General features: G+C 48.6%; 19 protein-coding genes. 3 read left to right on the top strand and 16 right to left on the bottom strand.

The features are described from left to right. Positions 1 to 6: 6 nt before the first annotated feature. A complete protein-coding gene (locus tag XMA127_RS05365; protein ID WP_173481624.1) occupies positions 7 to 693 on the bottom strand; it encodes a GntR family transcriptional regulator in 687 nt (228 codons plus the stop codon). A gap of 133 nt (positions 694 to 826) precedes the next feature. Between XMA127_RS05365 and XMA127_RS05370 the strand changes: the two genes are divergently transcribed. After that, positions 827 to 1,411, top strand: coding sequence for a MarC family protein (locus XMA127_RS05370; protein WP_173483207.1), 585 nt, complete (start codon positions 827 to 829; stop codon positions 1,409 to 1,411). On the opposite strand, the gene XMA127_RS05375 is transcribed toward XMA127_RS05370, so the two are convergent. From XMA127_RS05375 to rluC, 5 genes are all read right to left on the bottom strand, one after another. Beyond that, positions 1,405 to 2,277 (bottom strand): alpha/beta fold hydrolase, encoded by an 873-nt coding sequence (locus XMA127_RS05375; protein WP_173498980.1) that lies wholly within the window; start codon positions 2,275 to 2,277, stop codon positions 1,405 to 1,407. The genes XMA127_RS05370 and XMA127_RS05375 overlap by 7 nt on opposite strands. 57 nt (positions 2,278 to 2,334) lie before the next feature. Then, positions 2,335 to 2,952, bottom strand: a complete 618-nt coding sequence (gene thrH, locus XMA127_RS05380; RefSeq protein WP_173481627.1) for a bifunctional phosphoserine phosphatase/homoserine phosphotransferase ThrH — start codon at positions 2,950 to 2,952, stop codon at positions 2,335 to 2,337. Positions 2,953 to 3,052: 100 nt separating this feature from the next. After that, positions 3,053 to 4,027, bottom strand: a complete 975-nt coding sequence (gene cysB / locus XMA127_RS05385) for an HTH-type transcriptional regulator CysB (protein WP_173481628.1) — start codon at positions 4,025 to 4,027, stop codon at positions 3,053 to 3,055. Between the two features lie 134 nt (positions 4,028 to 4,161). Continuing rightward, complete coding sequence (locus XMA127_RS05390) at positions 4,162 to 5,262, bottom strand: DNA-binding protein (protein WP_173498981.1); 1,101 nt, start codon at positions 5,260 to 5,262, stop codon at positions 4,162 to 4,164. Positions 5,263 to 5,290: 28 nt separating this feature from the next. Beyond that, positions 5,291 to 6,217 (bottom strand): 23S rRNA pseudouridine(955/2504/2580) synthase RluC, encoded by a 927-nt coding sequence (gene rluC, locus XMA127_RS05395; protein ID WP_254443612.1) that lies wholly within the window; start codon positions 6,215 to 6,217, stop codon positions 5,291 to 5,293. A 487-nt stretch (positions 6,218 to 6,704) separates the two neighbouring features. Here rluC and rne point away from each other — a divergent pair, with 487 nt between their 5' ends. Next, positions 6,705 to 9,476, top strand: coding sequence for a ribonuclease E (gene rne, locus XMA127_RS05400; RefSeq protein ID WP_173498982.1), 2,772 nt, complete (start codon positions 6,705 to 6,707; stop codon positions 9,474 to 9,476). Between the two features lie 65 nt (positions 9,477 to 9,541). On the opposite strand, the gene murB is transcribed toward rne, so the two are convergent. The 8 genes from murB to XMA127_RS05440 all read right to left on the bottom strand — a co-directional run bounded on the left by murB (position 9,542) and on the right by XMA127_RS05440 (position 16,328). Next, entirely contained in the window at positions 9,542 to 10,558 is a 1,017-nt protein-coding gene (gene murB, locus XMA127_RS05405; protein WP_173498983.1) for a UDP-N-acetylmuramate dehydrogenase, read from the bottom strand. After that, positions 10,558 to 11,034, bottom strand: a complete 477-nt coding sequence (locus tag XMA127_RS05410; protein ID WP_173498984.1) for a low molecular weight protein-tyrosine-phosphatase — start codon at positions 11,032 to 11,034, stop codon at positions 10,558 to 10,560. Before XMA127_RS05410 ends, murB begins: the two co-directional genes overlap by 1 nt. Before the next feature lie 31 nt (positions 11,035 to 11,065). Beyond that, positions 11,066 to 11,833, bottom strand: coding sequence for a 3-deoxy-manno-octulosonate cytidylyltransferase (kdsB, locus tag XMA127_RS05415; RefSeq protein ID WP_173481634.1), 768 nt, complete (start codon positions 11,831 to 11,833; stop codon positions 11,066 to 11,068). Between the two features lie 5 nt (positions 11,834 to 11,838). Then, a complete protein-coding gene (locus XMA127_RS05420) occupies positions 11,839 to 12,024 on the bottom strand; it encodes a Trm112 family protein (RefSeq protein WP_173481635.1) in 186 nt (61 codons plus the stop codon). 1 nt (position 12,025) lies between these two features. Continuing rightward, positions 12,026 to 13,015 carry a tetraacyldisaccharide 4'-kinase gene (gene lpxK / locus XMA127_RS05425; protein ID WP_173481636.1) on the bottom strand — a complete coding sequence of 330 codons (990 nt, stop codon included), beginning with the start codon at positions 13,013 to 13,015 and terminating at the stop codon, positions 12,026 to 12,028. Between the two features lies 1 nt (position 13,016). After that, positions 13,017 to 13,427, bottom strand: a complete 411-nt coding sequence (locus tag XMA127_RS05430) for a biopolymer transporter ExbD (protein WP_173498985.1) — start codon at positions 13,425 to 13,427, stop codon at positions 13,017 to 13,019. An 8-nt stretch (positions 13,428 to 13,435) separates the two neighbouring features. Next, positions 13,436 to 14,056: a MotA/TolQ/ExbB proton channel family protein gene (locus tag XMA127_RS05435; protein ID WP_173498986.1), complete on the bottom strand. Its 621-nt coding sequence runs from the start codon at positions 14,054 to 14,056 to the stop codon at positions 13,436 to 13,438. A gap of 67 nt (positions 14,057 to 14,123) precedes the next feature. Next, positions 14,124 to 16,328: a DNA internalization-related competence protein ComEC/Rec2 gene (locus XMA127_RS05440; protein WP_254449926.1), complete on the bottom strand. Its 2,205-nt coding sequence runs from the start codon at positions 16,326 to 16,328 to the stop codon at positions 14,124 to 14,126. A gap of 119 nt (positions 16,329 to 16,447) precedes the next feature. On the opposite strand from XMA127_RS05440, the gene XMA127_RS05445 reads away from it, so the two are divergent. Beyond that, positions 16,448 to 16,969: a DUF2062 domain-containing protein gene (locus XMA127_RS05445; protein ID WP_173481640.1), complete on the top strand. Its 522-nt coding sequence runs from the start codon at positions 16,448 to 16,450 to the stop codon at positions 16,967 to 16,969. Here the strand turns inward: XMA127_RS05445 and XMA127_RS05450 are convergent. After that, positions 16,956 to 17,642 (bottom strand): ABC transporter ATP-binding protein, encoded by a 687-nt coding sequence (locus XMA127_RS05450; RefSeq protein WP_173481641.1) that lies wholly within the window; start codon positions 17,640 to 17,642, stop codon positions 16,956 to 16,958. The genes XMA127_RS05445 and XMA127_RS05450 overlap by 14 nt on opposite strands. Then, on the bottom strand, positions 17,635 to 18,882 hold the full coding sequence (locus tag XMA127_RS05455; protein ID WP_173481642.1) for a lipoprotein-releasing ABC transporter permease subunit: 1,248 nt from the start codon (positions 18,880 to 18,882) through the stop codon (positions 17,635 to 17,637). The genes XMA127_RS05450 and XMA127_RS05455 overlap by 8 nt, the downstream gene beginning before the upstream one ends. Between the last annotated feature and the right edge of the window lie 89 nt (positions 18,883 to 18,971).

Raw genomic sequence — 18,971 nt, forward strand, 5'->3', positions numbered from 1 at the left:
CTCTCCTTAGGGTTGATTTAATTTAGATTCGATATTGCGTCTTGATGCACTGATGTGACGACGCATTAAAAGTTCGGCCAGCTCTTCATCACGCGCTTCAATGGCATCCAATATTTGATGGTGCTCACGTAAAGCCATGGTGGGACGAGAACTGGAAAGACTGAATTGGAAACGATACATTCGCACCAAGTGGTATAGATCGGCCGCTAATAACTCTTGAAGTTTTGAGTTACCAGACGCCATCACAATTCGGTAGTGAAAATCGAGATCGCCCTCTTTCTGAAAGTAGGCCTGTCCCTCTTGCTCTTCGATACCTGACTGATGCTGATCTAGCAGAGCACGAAGCTGGTTGATCTCCTCTTGCGGCATAACGGTCGCGGCTAAACGGCACGCCATACCCTCTAGCGCTTCACGAACGCGATAGATTTCCAACAGCTCTTTGACACTTAACTGAACAACACGCGCGCCAATATGAGGCTTTCGCTCAACCAGACGCAGCCCCTCTAAACGACGTATCGCTTCACGAAGTGGGCCTCGCGAAATACCGTAGGTTTTAGCCAGTTCTGGTTCAGAAATTTTAGCGCCCGCTGGAATTTCACCCTTCACAATCGCAGTAATAATTTCATGACACACTCGGTCTGCAAGCGTGCTACTCTGTTGTGATTCTGAAGCGTAAAGCGGTTCAATGGTCATAAATATTGTCGACAATCTGATTGTGCAATGTAGAATAACCCGCTTTATATAGGCTGACAATCAACCAAAAGGCTAACATTGTCGACAATTTTGTTATCTCGACTGATCAGTCGGATATAAGCAGGAGTGAAATATGGATACCTACGCTGCAGCATTGATGCTCTTCTTAATCATGGATCCGTTGGGCAATATCCCTGTGGTGTTATCCATTCTTAAAAAGGTCGACCCCGCCAGACGTATCAAGGTACTACTCAGGGAGTTAGTGATCGCCTTAATCCTAATGCTGATCTTCTTATACAGCGGCTCGGCACTGTTAAAACTGTTATCGCTCTCTAAAGAGGCGGTCTCTATCTCTGGCGGTTTAGTACTACTGATTATTGCAATCCGAATGATCTTCCCATCCCGTGGTGGCGTTATGGGCGATGATGAGGATGATAGCGAACCGCTAGTGGTCCCCTTGGCTACGCCAATGATCGCAGGCCCTTCAATACTGGCCACTCTGGTACTTTTAGCAGAGAGCGAACCGAGTCGCAGTATAGACTGGTTAATCGCCCTTCTGATCAGCTGGGTGGCGACCGCTATTATTTTAATCGCAGGACAATCACTCTATAGAATACTCGGCAAACGTGGCTTGAAAGCGATAGAACGTCTGATGGGTATGATATTGATCTCGATCGCTGTTCAGATGCTAATCAATGGATTTTTAGCAATTCAGTAGCCTTTTAAATAGCGCTTTAACTCATCATTCATGATACGGGCGATCTGACGAGGCTTTTGATAAGGTAGGGAGTGATCTGTCCCTGCCACAAAATGGTAGTGCCAATTACGCATACTGTCTGACAGGTGCTGATGCAGTTGATGCATCGGCTCGACACTCAACCCACCGATAAAACTGCTGACATCCCCTTGAGCTGCTAGCAGCCTCTCCCGATCGATGAACAGGGCCGCATTGGTAACGGCGTCTAGAGCGTTAGCAAAACCCAGTCGGCGCTCCCCCAAACGCTGCAACGTCATTCTTTCAACCGCTTCGCTCACCTTACGATTGGGCGAAATGGTATCTAGAAAGGTCCGAATCCCTTCATCACTCTCTGAATCACGTAGGCTCTTAGCGGCGACAGAGAAGGATTGACGAATGGAGACAGTCTCTGCCCAATCATGACGATCAAGCAACGCACTCTCAAGCAGGAACTGTTTGCGCACCCGTTGTCTAAGGTTCTGTTTTAACAACAGTGATACCAAGCCCCCAAGGGAGTAGCCTGCCAGATCGAACTCATGCCAGCCTAAATGATCCACCAGGTGAGTCATATCCGACACCAGATCATTGACACTGAAGGGGTGCTCTACTCCATCATTACTGACAGTATCCCCAGCACCTCGTAAATCAGGCACAAGGATTTCACCCCAGCCTTCTAGAAAGTGCTGCATCGCTTCCCAAGTATATCGACCCGCCACACCAGCGCCGTGAATTAACAGCAGTCGGCGACCACCCTCAGATTCTGGGGGACGATAGATGCGATAAGCGTGCTGATAACCTGCATGGGCTAGAGTGTCTGAATGACATTGACTGTCTGATAGTCGACTCATGGTAAGCACTACTCAGGATAAGTAGGGGCAGCTAATGCCACCCCTAATAGGACAGGTTTATAGTGAAAGATTGCGGTTACTTGCCGCTAGAAACTCTTTCTTAAGGTCTTCGTAGGTGTGTACCGCTGGGAATTGCGGGAACTCTTCGATGACGTTCTGCGGAGCATGGAAAAGAATGCCCTGCTCAGCTTGAGCCAACATAGTCGTGTCGTTGTAAGAGTCACCTGCAGCGATAACACGGTAATTAAGCAGTTGGAAAGCACGCACTGATTGACGCTTAGGGTCGCGCTGACGAAGTGTGTAGTCGGTAATACGACCGTTTTCGTCTGTCTCAAGTCGGTGACAAAGCAGCGTTGGGTAACCCAATTGAGCCATCAACGGTGCCGCAAATTCATAGAAGGTATCGGAAAGAATCACCAACTGGAAACGCTCACGCAACCAATCCGTGAACTCTTTAGCGCCTGGAAGTGGGCTCAGTTTAGCAATGGTCTCTTGGATCTGAGGAAGGGTTAAACCGTGCTCATCAAGAATACGGAGACGCTGCTTCATCAACACATCGTAATCAGGGATATCACGAGTCGTTGCCTTTAACTCCTCGATACCAGTCTCTTCGGCAAATGCGATCCAGATTTCAGGGATTAGGACCCCTTCAAGATCAAGACATGCTAGTTCCACGCTAGGCTCTCCTTTAAAAATTAAGGGGCTACTCTAGCGATTTAGTCGCCGCCTTTCAAACGAAAGACGACGATATTAGACGGTCATTAGACCTTTGGCCCTACATCGAAGGGATCTGAATATCTTGGAACAACTCATCCACTTCAGCACGACCGCTACAGGCTTGAACTTTTTCAAGAACGTCGTGAGTAATGTGTGGAGCAAACTTCTGAATGAAGTCGAACATGTAACCGCGTAGGAAGGTACCGCGACGGAAACCGATTCGAGTAATAGAGGGTTCAAACAGATGGGATGCATCGATAGCAACCAGATCCTGATCTAGCTGCTGATCAACCGCCATGCTGGCGATGATCCCTACACCTAACCCTAGGCGAACGTAGGTTTTGATAACGTCCGAATCCACCGCAGTGAAAACCACTTTAGGATCGAGACCCTGCTCTTTAAACGCTTCATCCAACTTGCCACGACCGGTGAAACCAAAGGTATAGGTAACAATTGGATAAGAAGCTAACTTCTCTAGAGTTAACTCGCCACCTTGCGCAAGCGGGTGATCTTTAGGTACGACCACTGAACGGTTCCAGCTGTAGCAAGGCATCATAATTAGATCTGAGTAGCTGCCCATCGCTTCCGTCGCAATCGCGAAATCGACAGTACCATCGGCGGCCATCTCAGAAATTTGAGTAGGTGTACCCTGGTGCATATGAAGCGCAACTTCAGGATACATTTTGATGAATTCATTAATCACAGGAGGCAGAGCGTAACGTGCCTGTGTGTGAGTGGTGGCTACCGATAGGCTGCCTTTACGCTCATCGCTGAACTCTTGAGCAATCTGGCGAATAGAGTCCACTTTCTGGAGAATCTCTCCTGAGATCTCAAGAATCGCTTTACCAGCAGGTGTAACGCGCGTCAGGTGCTTACCACTACGAGCGAACACTTCAACACCCAGTTCATCTTCTAGTAGACGGATCTGCTTAGAGATACCTGGTTGCGATGTGTATAGGCTTTGTGCCGTAGCAGAGACATTGAGGTCGTGTTTAGAGACTTCCCAAATGTAACGCAGCTGCTGAAGTTTCATCTATTGCTCCAATTTATAGCCAATTATTAGCCAATTATTAGCCAATCGCCCTTAGTCGGCGTTGATATCTATTAATAAGCCAAATATAACACTAGAGAATAAGCTAAAGCAAAAGGCTATATCCTTATACACGACTAAAGGCGAGCATTGAGTCGGCGAATCTGATCTTCCTGCTGAGTAATACGCTTCTCCAGTGAGTTCACTCGAGCGGTAGCGCGCGTCAGCGATTCATCTTTCTCTTTGAGCTGCTGACGAAGCACGCTTTCGCGCTTTGCAGCTTCCGTTGCTGCGACCGTCAACTTCTGATTAAGTACACGAACCTGATCATCGCGCTCTTTGATCTGTGCTTCCAAACGGCGGTTGGCGTTAGTTTCACGCAGCAGCTTAGAGTTGATATTCGAGATATCACGACTGGCCGATGTCATGTTCTCTTTTAGTTCGTTCAGATCACGCTCCAGATCGCTGATGGTCTTCTCTTGCATCTCAAGACGTGCATCTTTCTTCGCTATCTGAGCCTGGTTTTCATGAACTGAACGCGTCAGCTCTGACTCTGTTCGAGTGCCCTCATCACGAAGCTTTTCAAGCGCATTACGATAGTGACGAGCTTCAACCTCAGCACGGGTAACGTTCTCCAACGCTTGCTGCTGCTCCGCTTTGATACGTGCATCAAAGGTTTTTTTGGCATCTTCGTGCATTTTACGAAGTTGGCTCAATTCGGTCTCTAGGTTAGTACGAACCTGTTCAGCCTTTTTACGCTGATTGATCTCACTGGCAATGTTCGCTTTAAGCACACCCATTTCAGCTTCAATCGCTCGAAGAGCCTGTTCACTCTTATCCATCTGCTGAGTTTGTGCGCGGTACTTTACTTCCAAATCACGATAAAGCGCCTCCGCATCACGAACCATGTCGCGGGTCGCCTTGCGATCCTCTTCATCACCCGCTCGTTCACTCTGCAACTCGACTCGCAGCTCGGCCATCGCCTCTTGCAGCGCAAGATCCCAAATCTGCTCAATGCCTTTGTTCAGTGAGTCAGGTACCGAGTTGTGTAACTTTGCACTGGCACGCACCTCTGGCAGACGAGCATAACTCAAGCTCTGCGCCCAATGACTTAATGCCGCATTAGCCTCGTCCCTGGAGAGACCCAGTCGTTCAGAAATTACAACATCCGTCGGCAATTGACCTTCGGCCAACAATTCTTCTGCTAACTCAACTACTTTAAGATCCAACTCGCTCATCTTTACCTTATCGTTCAACTGCAACGAACTATAAATTGTCCAACAATCTTAACAAACTATCATCTAATGGAGCACGCACTTCTAATTCTTCGCCATCAGGCAGAGTGAACCTGAGGCCGGCGGCATGAAGCATCAATCGTTTAAAACCCAGCTTTTTAAATTCAGCGTTGTTCTCATCTGACGTGTACTTAACATCACCCACAATCGGATGACCCGTATATTGGGTGTGCACTCTAATCTGGTGAGTACGACCGGTTTTAGGTCGAGCTTCCACCAGCGTTGCAACATCACCAAATCGACGCAGCACTGAAAAATTTGTAACCGATGGTTTACCCTCAAGGGAGACACGAACGGTTCGTTCACCTGATCGGTGCTCATCTCGCAGCAGGGGTGCATTGATCTGTTTGTGCTTAGCATCCCAACGACCCACAACCAGTGCCTGATAGATCTTATGCACGCGACGCTCCCTAAACGCATCGTGCATGTAACGCAACATCGAGCGTTTTTTAGCAATCATGATGCAACCCGAGGTGTCACGATCGATTCGGTGAATCAGCTCTAAAAAACGCGCATCTGGGCGCAATTTTCTAACCGCCTCAATCAGCCCTAAAGAGACGCCGCTACCACCATGCACCGCTATGCCCGAGGGTTTATTGATGATCAGCAGAGAGTCAGTCTCATAGACCACTGAACGTTCTAGCAATTCGAGTAACTGATCACTGACAGGGGCACTCTCCCCTTTTTCTGGAAGGCGAATCGGAGCGATGCGTATTTGATCCATCGCTTGAAGCTTATAATCAGGTTTGGTGCGTTTTTTGTTAACTCGAATCTCACCCTTGCGCAACAGCCTGTAGATCAGCGTTTTTGGCGCCCCTTTAAGAAAGGTTCGCAAGAAGTTGTCGATACGTTGACCCGCTTGATCGGCATCGATATCAACAAACTGAACTTTATTCAAAAAGCCGGACTTAGGGGGATTTGAAGGCATGATGTGTGGGTAAAATAAATTGCTGAAAAACCAGTAAGTTGCTATATTCTACCGCTGCTGGATGAAGAAGGCTTCATTTTTATTCACACCCCACTAGAGCGAACAGTGATTCACTCACAATGTGGCGGTAGTTACCCAGCTTGAATAGCCATGTAATGGCTGAAGAAATTTATAAATAGCGACGTATTTTTCACGAGTGCTGAACAACAGCCCTCGGCTGAAGGATGGAGACGCACATCAACCAGGAACCTGCAGCCTCCCACTCCACGTTGAGTAAATTGGGCAGAGCAGCAGCCACAGCTAGAATCGATAACGATATTGGTTGATGTTTCCTCCATCGCTGAAGATAACCTAATTATCCGGTGCAGAGCGTACTGGAGATTAGCTATTGCTTCTATAAAGCCAGGACACAGGTTTGTTGCCCGTCAAAGATGCGTTGCGTTAAGAGAACGTCAAAATGAAACGCATGTTAATCAACGCGACTCAACAAGAAGAGTTGCGTGTTGCGCTTGTCGATGGACAGCGCATGTTCGATTTGGATATTGAATCCAACTCCCGCGTGCAGAAGAAGGCAAACATCTACAAAGGCCGTATCAGCCGTGTAGAAGCCAGCCTTGAAGCTGCATTTGTCGATTACGGTGCCGAACGTCACGGTTTCCTACCCCTAAAAGAGATCGCTAAAGAGTACTTTGTTTCATCGCCTGAACGCGGCCAGCGTCCAAGCATCAAAGATCTTGTCAAAGAGGGTACCGAAGTCATCGTCCAGGTGGATAAAGAGGAGCGCGGCAATAAAGGTGCCGCTCTGACAACCTTTATTAGCCTTGCCGGTCGTTACATGGTTCTAATGCCTAACAACCCTCGTGCAGGTGGTATTTCGCGCCGCATTGAAGGTGATGAACGCTCTGAACTTAAAGCGGCTATGAACGGCCTGGACATTCCTAAAGGCATGGGCGTCATCGTTCGCACCGCCGGCATTGGTCGTTCGACTGAAGAGCTGCAGTGGGATCTTAACTACCTTGCTACGGTTTGGACTGCGATTACTGAAGTTGATGATCGCCCAGCTCCATTCTTGATCTATCAAGAGAGCAACGTCGTTATTCGTGCCATTCGCGACTATCTACGCGATGACATAGGCGAAGTGCTGATCGACGAGCCGAAAGTGTTTGAACAAGCACAGCTGTTCGTTCGTCAGGTAATGCCAACTTACGAAAATCGTATCAAGCTTTACAAAGAGTCTGTACCACTGTTCAACCGATTCCAGATCGAGACACAGATCGAATCAGCATTTGAGCGTGAAGTAAAACTCCCTTCTGGCGGTTCGATTGTTATCGACCCGACAGAAGCTCTGGTTTCAATCGATATCAACTCCGCTCGCGCGACAAAGGGCGGCGATATTGAAGAGACTGCTCTGAACACCAACCTTGAAGCGGCTGATGAGATTGCTCGCCAGCTCCGTCTTCGCGACATGGGTGGTCTAGTGGTTATAGACTTCATCGATATGACGCCAATCAAAAACCAGCGCGAAGTTGAAAAACGCCTTAACGATGCACTCAAGCTAGACCGCGCACGTGTTCAGATGGGTCGCATCTCACGCTTTGGTCTTCTAGAGATGTCACGTCAACGCCTGCGCCCATCGCTGGCAGAGAGTCGTGGTCACGTCTGCCCTCGCTGTAATGGTCAAGGCTATATTCGTGATATTGAGTCACTGGCACTCTCTATTCTGCGTATTCTTGAAGAGGAAGCGTCTAAAGATCGCACCTCTCAAATTCGCGCGATTCTTCCAGTCAGCGTAGCGACCTTCCTACTTAACGAGAAGCGTCATCAAGTGCACGCTGTTGAATTGCGTCAAAATGTGCGAATCGTTGTGGTCCCTAATCCAAATATGGAAACACCACACTACGAAGTGGTTCGTTTGCGCGATGATCACACCATCACTACGGTGAATGATGCGAGCTACACGCTGCAACCAGAACAGCCAGTCGAAGATCCTACCGACAAACCACTACCGGTCGTTCCGCGTGAGCAAGCGGCTGTGCAGGGGGTTCTTAACTCATCTGCGCCACCAGCACCTAAGAGCCAAAGCTCTGAACCAAAAGCGGAGCCAGCTCGCCAACAGAAACGTCAGCAGACTAGTCGCAAGCCTGTCGCTAACAAGTCATTGGGCGAGCGTATCATTGCAGCGATTAAAGGTCTGTTTGGTCTATCCGACTCTGCCAAGGAGGACGATAAAAAGAGCACTCGCCGTGATGACAATAAAGGTTCTGACCGCGATGGCAACCGCAACAATCGTCGACGCAACAACAATCGGAACGATCGTCGCCGTGGTAACAATCGCCGTAACGATCGTCGTGAGCGTCGTGATTCGGACGAAGTCATTACGGTTGAGACGGAGAACAACCTGCCGACCATCGGTGATAACGAAAAAAGTTCATCGAATGACGATCAGCGCTCTGGCCGTTCACGCCGTCGCCGTCGCGGTGGTCGTGATCGTCGTTCAGAAAACGGCAATGAAGAGTTCAACTCTAGCAACAACAGCGAAACGGAACTGCCACCACGCAGTAAAAACCGTGGCCGTCGTCGTCGCGCCAATGAAGAGCGCAGTGCTGAGCGTAGCAACCCTATCCCAGAGGAGTTGCTCAATGCACCGCTAGAAGCCGTTTCAGAAGAAGTTGCTGCGGAAGCCTCAACTGAAGCTCCAAAAGCATCTGAAACAGCGACCACTACTGAAGCGCCAGCAGCTAACGAAGTGTCAGAAGCAACAGCAGAGCAAGCCGCGGCTACTGAAACAGAGAGCCAAGCTACTGAAGTGACTACCGAAGCTACTGCTGAAGAGTCTGCAGAAAATACACCGGTTGTTGAACAAGAGCCGGAAGTCGTTGTAGAAGAGTCAACTGAAAACACAGTAACTGAAGTTGAAGCTACGGCTGAAACAGTCACTGAGACACAGGTTGAGTTGGATCTGACTCCTGCTGTAGAGCCCTCAGCGAATGAAGAGCCTTCAGCGAATGAAGAACCTTCAGCTGATGAAGAGCCTTCAGCTAATGAAGAACCTTCAGCCAATGAAGAGCCTGCAGCAGAAGCAACTGAAGAACCTACTGCTACTGAAGAGACTGTTGAAGAAGCACCTGCTGAAGCAGAAGCGAGCGAAGAGGAAGCAAAACCTCGTCGCCGCCGTCGCGCTGCAAACGATCCTCGATTGAAGCGTCGTCAAGCAGAAGCGGCTGAATAACAGCGCACTTCCAATAGAAAAGCAGCCAATGGGCTGCTTTTTTTTGGTTTTAATTTCTGCTCAGGCTAGGGATAGGCGATCGGCTCTTGCTCTAGGCGAACCGAGAACCGATTAAACACGCTCTGTTTAATATCATCGGCTAGCTCATCAATATCCTGACGCGACCCACCCGCATGATTCACGATCACGAGTGCCTGATCTTTATGAACACCCACTCGTTCACGATAGAGACCTTTCCAACCGCACTGATCGATTAACCAACCCGCAGCAAGCTTTACTCCAGAAGCATCTGGGTAGTTGGGAATCTCTGGATAGATTTGCCGTAAACCCTCAAAGCAGTCGTTTGAGACAACAGGATTCTTAAAGAAACTACCCGCATTAGGGAGCACTTCAGGATTCGGCAGTTTAGATTGGCGCACAGCGACCACTGCGTCAAAAATCGCTTGAGCGCTCAGCTCTTTAATCCCTTGGGCATCTAACCAACCCTGAAGTGCCGCATAGGAACATTTAGCTTCAAATTGTTTTGAGAGATTGAATCGCACTGAAGTGATAATGAAACGGCCAGGGTTTCGCTTGAACAGCGAGTCACGGTAGGCGAACTGACAATCCGCTTTCTGCATGACGTCAAAGGTGTTGGATAGCGTATCAAACACCTCTACCTGATCGATCAGATCCGCTACTTCAACACCATAGGCTCCGATGTTTTGCACAGGAGATGCACCGACCGAACCAGGAATCAGTGCAAGATTCTCTAGACCATACCACTCATTTTCCAGACAGTGAGTCACTAGGCTATGCCAGCTCTCTCCAGCGGCCACTTTAATTAAAACCGACTCTTCTGAGTCTGATAGTATCTCAATGCCTTTCGTTGCAATATGAACAACGCAACCCGGCACTTTATCTGCCAACACCAGGTTACTGCCACCGCCTATCCACAGAGTGGGAAGATCCTGCTGAGCAATAAAATCTAGAAGTTCAGGAAGGTCATTTAAGTCAGATAACTCAGCAAAAAATTGAGCTTTAGCCGGCATCGCCAAAGTGTTGAACGCCGTTAAATCATGCCAGGAGTGTATGGTGAGCATTAGGCGAGTCTCACCTCTAACTGCTTGATTAAGCCATCGGATGCCGCTTCAATCAGATCAACCACCTCATGAAAACCTGAGTCACCCTCACCATAATAGGGGTCTGGTACTTCTGCCCCACTCTTCCCTGCAAAATCGAGAAACAGGCTCAGGTGGCCAGAGTAGTGATTCGGCGCAATGGCCTGCAAGTTATCCAGATTGGTCTCATCCATTGCCAGGATGTAGTCAAAGCGTTCAAAGTCAGCAGGTGTCGCTTGCCTTGCACGCAAAGGCGTTAAATCGTATCCACGCTCAGCCCCCACTTTGACAGAGCGTGGGTCTGGCGGGTTGCCCACATGCCATGCAGCGGTTCCCGCTGAATCGACTTCAACTCGATTGGCTAACCAAGGGTGATCATCCAAATTTTTACGAAAAATAGCGTCAGCTGATGGGGAGCGGCAAATATTACCTAAACAGACAAACAACACTCTAATCATTGCAAACACCACCCTTACTAAGTCAAATAACCTACTGGCCTTCCATTATCCGTTTAAGTCTTTCAAGGTCCTCAGGAGTATCAACGCCCGCTGGTGGAGCCTCGACGGCGTTGGCTACATGAATCGAAACACCATTGAATAGAGCACGCAATTGCTCAAGGGATTCTGTCTTTTCAATGGGTGCAGGTGACCATTGAACATAAGCATTAAGAAATCCTACACGGTAGGCGTAGATACCAATATGACGGCGCCAAGCAAATAGAGAAGGCAGAGTTTCAGGTAGCTCATCATTGGCCATCCTATCTCGCGGCCAAGCGATCGGAGCTCGCGAAAAATAGAGCGCCATGCCGCGAATGTCCGTCACAACTTTGACCACATTAGGATTCAAAAGGTCGGTTTTCGTCTCGATAGGTTCTGCTAATGTTGAGATGCCTGCATCTTGATGTGCCGCAAGGTTATCCGCAACTTGATCGATCAACTTTGCTGGAATTAGAGGCTCATCACCCTGAACATTGACGACAATTTCATGATCCGCCAAACCAATTTTATTAACGACCTCTTGAAGTCTATCGGTGCCTGAAGGGTGATCCGCCGAGGTCATACAGACCTCAGCACCAAAGCCTTTGGCTACCGACTCAATTCTTGGGTCATCGGTTGCGACGATGACACGGCTAGCACCACTCTCCAGTGACCGTTCATAGACGTGTTGCACCATCGTTTTACCGGCCAGCTCAACCAAAGGCTTACCTGGAAAACGGGTAGATGCATAGCGCGCCGGAATAACGACAGTGAAACTCATTAAGGCTACTCCGGAAGACGCTCTTCGCTGCTTAGAGTGCGAGCTTCGCTCTCAAGCATCACCGGAATGCCATCACGGATAGGATAAGCTAAACCACTGGTGCGACAGACTAACTCATCACTCTCCTTATCCCACTCCAAAGGGGCTTTGCTGACAGGGCAAACAAGGATATCGAGAAGTTTAGGATCCATTTTATTCTCCGTTAGGGTTAACAACACGTTTCAGTAATTGGGCCAAGTGCTCCGCCTCTTTGGGTGCAAATTCCGCCTCTACTGAAAGCGCCCAACAATTATCTGGGGCGATAGAGTGACATTTTACTGCATCTTTATCGGTCATCACCAATGGCAATGAGCGGTATTGATCGAGCAGCTCTTGAGTAATCGGTGCGTGATCCCTTAAAGGGATGGTTTTAAGCTCTAAGCCCAGCCCCATTAGGGTATCAAAAAACCGTGAAGGGTTACCGATACCCGCTAATGCATAGACTGTTTTGCTACCAAATTGATCGATCTGAAGCGATTTTTGTTCACCCGATGCTAGATGTCTAAACGCAGTAGGGCTTAGACGATAGGTAAGCGCACCTGGATAGCTAAAAGGGCCTTCACCATTCAACACAACCAGATCAACTTCATTTAAGCGCGACAGCTCTTCTCTTAAAGGCCCTTCCGGCATCAACTGTTGGTTACCTAACCCTCGCACAGAGTCGATCACCGCAATTTCGAACTGGCGTCCCATTAGATAATGCTGCAGACCATCATCACTGAAGATGATATCGACCGAGTGTTGGTCAAGAAGATGCTGGCATGCAGAGACTCGATTCGGATCAACGACGACAGGCACGCCTGTCTTCTCGAAGATCATCTGCGGCTCATCCCCCACCAACTCTGGCGAGGTCTGGTCAGACACTTGCATAGGATAACTTGTTGCCTGACCACCGTATCCACGACTGACCACACCGGGGTTGAACCCCAAGGATTTTGCTAGGGTTACCAAATAGATTAAGAGGGGAGTTTTACCGGTACCACCGACACTGATATTACCGACCACGACAACCGGCACATCCATTGTGACCGCCTGCTCGGTCAGACGCACACGGCGGCGTTTAGAGATGAAACGATAGAGCAGTGATAAGGGACGCAGTAGAACTAGCCAGCCTGCTTTCTGATACCAAGCATTCTCAATCAACTTAGTCGATCTCTCTGGTCGTAAGACTCAATTGAGAAAACCCTAAGTTTGCTGCTACATCCATGGCGGTAATGACCGCTTGGTGAGGAGTCGATGCATCGGCGGAAATCTTTAGAGGGGTTGTAAGATCACCACCACTCTCTTTTATCACTGCCGCCCTAAGAGTTTTAGGCTGCGCATTGACCAATGCTTTATCGTTGATTGCGAAGCTACCATCGGCCTTGATGATGATCTCAAGCATATCGACCTGAGCCATCTGGTCTGTCGTTGCTTGAGGGAGGTCCACTTTAAGCTGGGTCTCTTTAGTAAAGGTGGTCGACACCATAAAAAAGATCAGCAGCAGGAAGACCACATCAATCAATGGGGTTAGGTTGATGGATATCTCTTCCGATTGAGGTCTTGGAAAATTCACAGAGCGCCCTATTTAAGATCCACTTTGCGATCACCATGGATAATATCGACCAACTTGACCGACTCCTGCTCCATTGCCAACACCAGCGTCGATACACGACGTTGCAAGAAGCGGTGCGCTACCAACGCAGGGATGGCAACTGTCAAACCGGCTGCTGTTGTGATCAGGGCCTCGGAGATACCTCCGGCCAAAAGGTTAGCGTTACCCGTGCCGGAAATCATGATCTGGGAGAAGACTTTAATCATGCCGATCACAGTCCCTAACAGACCCAACAGAGGGGTAATGACCGCAACAGTTCCTAGACTGTTTAAAAATCTCTCCATCTGATGAATGGCGTCACTGGCCGCATCGGTAATGGACTCTTTCATCACATCGCGACCGGAGCCTGCGTTACTCAATCCAGCGACAATCAGTGATCCTAATGCACTCGCCTCTCTGATCTCTTTGAGACGATCATTAGTTAGCTGCCCACCTTTATAGAGCCCCCAGACATCGGCTAGCAGACCCGGTGGTAAAATCCTATCAGCCCTTAAGGCCATCAAACGCTCAACCGTGATAGCAAGTGCAAGAATTGAACAGGCTAAAATCGGTAGCATCAACCAACCACCAGCGGAAATTAACTCTAACAACGAAAAACCTCAAAAAGACAGATTGACCAGCCTAGACGGCCTATAAAAATCCCATAGTATCGCAGCATTAATGAGTTCGCCAATAACGGGGATATAAGTTTGCAAAAGAGTCACTTAGACACTGATCTTGGGTCGCTGTTAATACTATTTCACCCTGCTCCGCTGTATCCAAAAGGGTGATGCCTCGATCGGCCAATCGCTGTTTTACTGACTCATTAGGATGCCCAAAACGATTGTGTTTGCCTCGCGATGCGATCGCAGCCTCCGGCAAAAGTTGATCCAACCAGACACCTGAGGAAGAGCTATGGCTACCGTGGTGGGATAAGACCAACCAAGTCACAGGGGATAATCGCTGCTGATTGAGCAACTCGATTTCTGCACGGCTGGACATATCTCCTGCAATCAATATTGAGCAACGACCATTTTCGATGTACAGAACACAACTTTGATCATTATCGGATTGCTGGTTCTTTAGGGCATAGAGCTGAAAACTAACCTCCCCCTTTTTCCAGTTTTGTGATGCACAGGCAGTGCCTCCCATTAAAAAGGGCTGGCCTGAATAGAATCGGTTCACTGAAAACTGCTCTAACGTTCTCTCTAAGCCTCCACTGTGATCAACGTCTGAATGGCTAACAATCAGATCTAACTCTCTGTAGCCTAGAGCCCTGAGAGTTGGAAACAGAGTAGCTTGAGCTGCGATCCAACCGCTTCGACTTTTAGCCGCTAAATCATAGACCGTCACTCCCTCTCGAGTTTCAATCAAGATCGATAGCCCCTGACCGACATCCAGCAGACGAACGACATACTCACTCGCATCGGGCCGATTCTGTTTGGGAGTGAGTAACGGCAGCAGAAGCAGTAGACTCAACACTTTGAGACGTCCAGGTAGAAACAGCAAAATCAGAGCAAGCAAACTTACGAAGAGTCCAAATATCGCGGGAGTTTGCCACTGAGCATGCAAACCAACTAGCGAATGGAAAGAGAGTCCATGCCAAAACCCTGAAGCCCAAATTTCATAGAACGCCAAGATCGGCTCAAAGATTCCAACCAGCGCTAGCGTTAGGGGTAACAGTGCAACAAAGAGTGAGACATAAGGGATCGCCCAAAGGTTGGACAGTGCACCGCCCAAGTTAAACTGTCCTAAGCCAAAGAGCAGAATTGGCAACATTGATAGAGTTAAAAAAAGCTGTACTGAGAAGATCTGCCTCAGCATGGAGTGGCCATTGCGCCAATTGGCGAACTGAATCAACAACCCTACCAGACTGAACGAGAGCCAAAAGCCAATCTCTAAAATCGATAGAGGCTCATAAACCAGAACCAAAAAAAGTGCAATTTTGAGCCGTTTCATGGAGTCTATTCGCCGTGCAAACAACTGTGGCAGCAACAAGCAGATCGCCATGATCCAAGCTCTCTGAAGCGGCACACCAAAGCCACCAAACCAGAGATAAAAAGAGGCTAAACTGATAGCACATAAAACGGGGAGGGTTTGTATTATCGAGGTAGGACTAACACCCAAGTACTGGATCGACACCACAACCAACCTACCCAATAGAAGGCCTGTTAGACACATCACCCCTAGATGTAATCCGCTAACAACCGCCAAATGGACGGTACCACTGACCCTAAGAAGCTCCCACTGACTGTCATCCAGATCCCCCCTGTATCCCAAAACAAGGGCGGACATCAGAGCGGATGTTGACTGACTCATATTATGATTTAGCCAATCATGTACCCCTTGCCGAATGGAACTGTTCTGCTCATATTGTATCAGCTGTTTGATATACCCTGACCCACCAATCCCCTGTGCAAACTCTTTTTTGAGTCGATCCGGACTGAACTCATTTTGGTAGGCATTCAGCGGACCCACTTTAGCCAGCACTTTGATGTGATCGCCAGCCGCTATTCTCACCTCAGAGTCGTATAGCCCAAGCCGCACACGCTCGATTTTCATCAATTGAACAGGTGCACTCTCTATATCCAAAAGCAGCGATTGAAAGCCCCCTGAAGCCTGAGGCTGTAAGTTGATGACTGTCCCTTCAATCTCAAACTCTTCTGGCTCAACGCTTTTTGGTAAGGTTTTAGAGAGCCCATCGACTGCGTGCCACTGGGCCACCACAAAACCTATTAGAGCAAACAGCAGATGAGATCTAAGTGTAGGAGAGCCCCACCACAGGCCAACCGTTCCCAGGGTTAAGATAATAAGAAAATAGGATCCCCAACTGATAGAGGGTAGATAGGCGTGCCCGAGCACTGCTAAGAGAAAACTGATCATCCTTGATCCAAGCCAAATTATTTATTCAATCTAGCAGAAGTTTCAGTAATAGCAGGTTGGTTTATTAATAATCGAAGGGCATAATCTGACTTCCAAATAATTTCATAGGTTGTTCAGGGATGCCACGTAAGCTGTTAAAGCGTTACATGCCGAAACAGGATGCTTTAAAAAGTCATAAGCATCTTAAATGGCTTGGTGAACATCTGCACAACCCAGACCTATTCCATTTGACTCGAAAGTCCGCCGCTAAAGCGTTCTTGGTGGGTATTTTCTGTGCTTTTCTTCCCATTCCTGGTCAGATGCTTGTCGCCGCTTTCTTGGCACTCTGGATTGGCTCAAACCTACCCATTTCGATCGGGCTAGTTTGGTTAACCAACCCTATCACCATGCCACCTATTTTTTATACGACCTATAAAATTGGGGCTTGGATTTTAGGAACGCCGCCGGTCAACATCAGTTGGGAGTTACACACCATCCACTCAGAGCTCGCAACGATCTGGTGGCCCCTGCTGACGGGCTCTCTTATCTGTGGATTGCTATTGTCTGGGATCAGTTATATAGCCATCAACCGCTTGTGGATTTGGCAAGTGCGACGCCGTTGGCAGAAACGTTTACTAAAGGCTCGTGCTAGCAAACACTAGTCTCGACTAAACGCCCCTCTTTCAATTCAAGCACACGATCCATCCGTTTTGCCAACGCATGATCATGAGTGACGACAATCTGTGCCACGCCCTGCTCCTGATTGAGTCTCAGTAGATGCTGCTCAACATCTTCGGCGGTATGAGGATCAAGATTACCGGTAGGTTCATCCATCAAAACACAGGCGGGTGTGTTTGCCAAAGCACGGGCAATCGCGACGCGTTGGCGCTCTCCCCCACTCAACTTGGCGGGTTTATGTTGAGCACGTGATGAGAGACCTACCTGATCAAGAAGATAAGCTGCACGCTTCTGAGCGGCATCAACAGATACCCCCGCCAACAGTTGAGGTATGGCAATGTTCTCTAACGCAGAAAACTCCGGCAGCAGGTGGTGAAACTGAAACACAAAACCGAGTTGCGAGTTACGCAGTTCAGCGCGGCGATGCTCGGAAAGCCGACCAATCGATTCACCTGCGATAACCACCTCACCAGCGGTTGGTGTATCCAGCCCCGCCAATAGGTTGAGCAACGTACTCTTACCACTACCCGAGGAGCCGATGATGGCCAGACGCTCACCGGCAGCTACAGACAGGTTCAGATCATTAATGATGATCAATTGACGCTCCGCTTCATCAAAAGAGCGGCATAGCTGGTTTGCAACCAAGACATTACTCATATCGAAGCGCCTCCGCAGGTTCAACCTTAGCCGCGCGCCAAGCAGGATAGAGCGTGGCTAGGAAGCTCATCGCAAGAGTCACACCAATCACCAGCGAGACATCCCCTAATTGAAGCTCAGAGGGTAGATAGCTGATGAAGTAGACCTCCGAAGAGAGGAATTGAATACCTAACACCGACTCTATCCAAGCCACCAGATCAGAGACAGTCAGCGCTAAAATAATGCCTAAAATGGCTCCAAGCAGAGTCCCTAGCAACCCTATAAGGGATCCTTGAATCATAAAGATCCTCAATATCATCCCTGGCTTCGCGCCCAGAGTGCGCAATATTGCGATGTCGGAGCGCTTATCGGTAACGACCATAACCAGCGTCGAGACGATGTTAAAGCCGGCAACAAAGACGATCAGAAACAGAAGCAGTCCGATCATTCGTTTCTCTAGCTGAATCGCTTGAAATAGATTGCCATGAGTTCGAGTCCAGTCAGAGGTGTAGACTGGATGGTTCAACTCTCGGGCAAGTTCATAGACTCGTGTAGGCGCACTGAACAGGTCATTGAATTTAATCCTAAGCCCTTCAACGGCGTCACCCTTAATTCGTTTCAAGCGGGCTGCATCCTGAAGGTGAACAAAAGCAAAATTGGCATCTAACTCAGCACCGACTGAGAAAATACCGGACACAGTAAAGCGTTTTAAACGCGGAATAACACCGGCCACACTCACTGACGCTTCAGGCAAAACCAGATTGACCTTATCACCGACCGATACGCCTAAAAACTTAGCAAGAAGCTCCCCCAAAACAATCTGATATTTCCCAGCTTCAAGTGAGTTCAGGTCACCAAGAGTCATCTGACCGGCGGCTATCGAAACACTCTCTTCCAGTTTTGGATCAATACCCGATACCAATACAGGCTGGACACGACCGGAGGCGGTCAGCATCCCTTGTGCCTGAACAAAGGGTGCCACCCCCTCGACGTCAGACGCAGTCAAAAGCGTTTCACGTAGTGGTTGCCATTTATCTAACGGAGCGTTGTAACCATTGATAGTAGCCTGTGGAACCATACCAAGTATCCGCTCTTTCAACTCACGATCAAAGCCGTTCATGACACTCAGTACTAGAATCAATGCGGCCACACCGAGCATCAGTCCGAGCGTAGAAACTAAACTGATAAAGGATATGAAGTAGTTCGAGCGGTTTGCTCGGGTGTAGCGCCAGCCAACAAAAAGAGAAAAGGGATTGAACATCGACTGGCGATTTCCTGGATAATGAATTGAAGCATAAGTTAACAATTCTGACCGCTTGAGTGAACCTAATTCAGGGAGTATTTCGCGAT

Origin of the sequence: Marinobacterium sp. xm-a-127 (assembly GCF_013283425.1) — a bacterium.
Taxonomy (GTDB): Bacteria; Pseudomonadota; Gammaproteobacteria; order Pseudomonadales; family Balneatricaceae; genus Marinobacterium_E.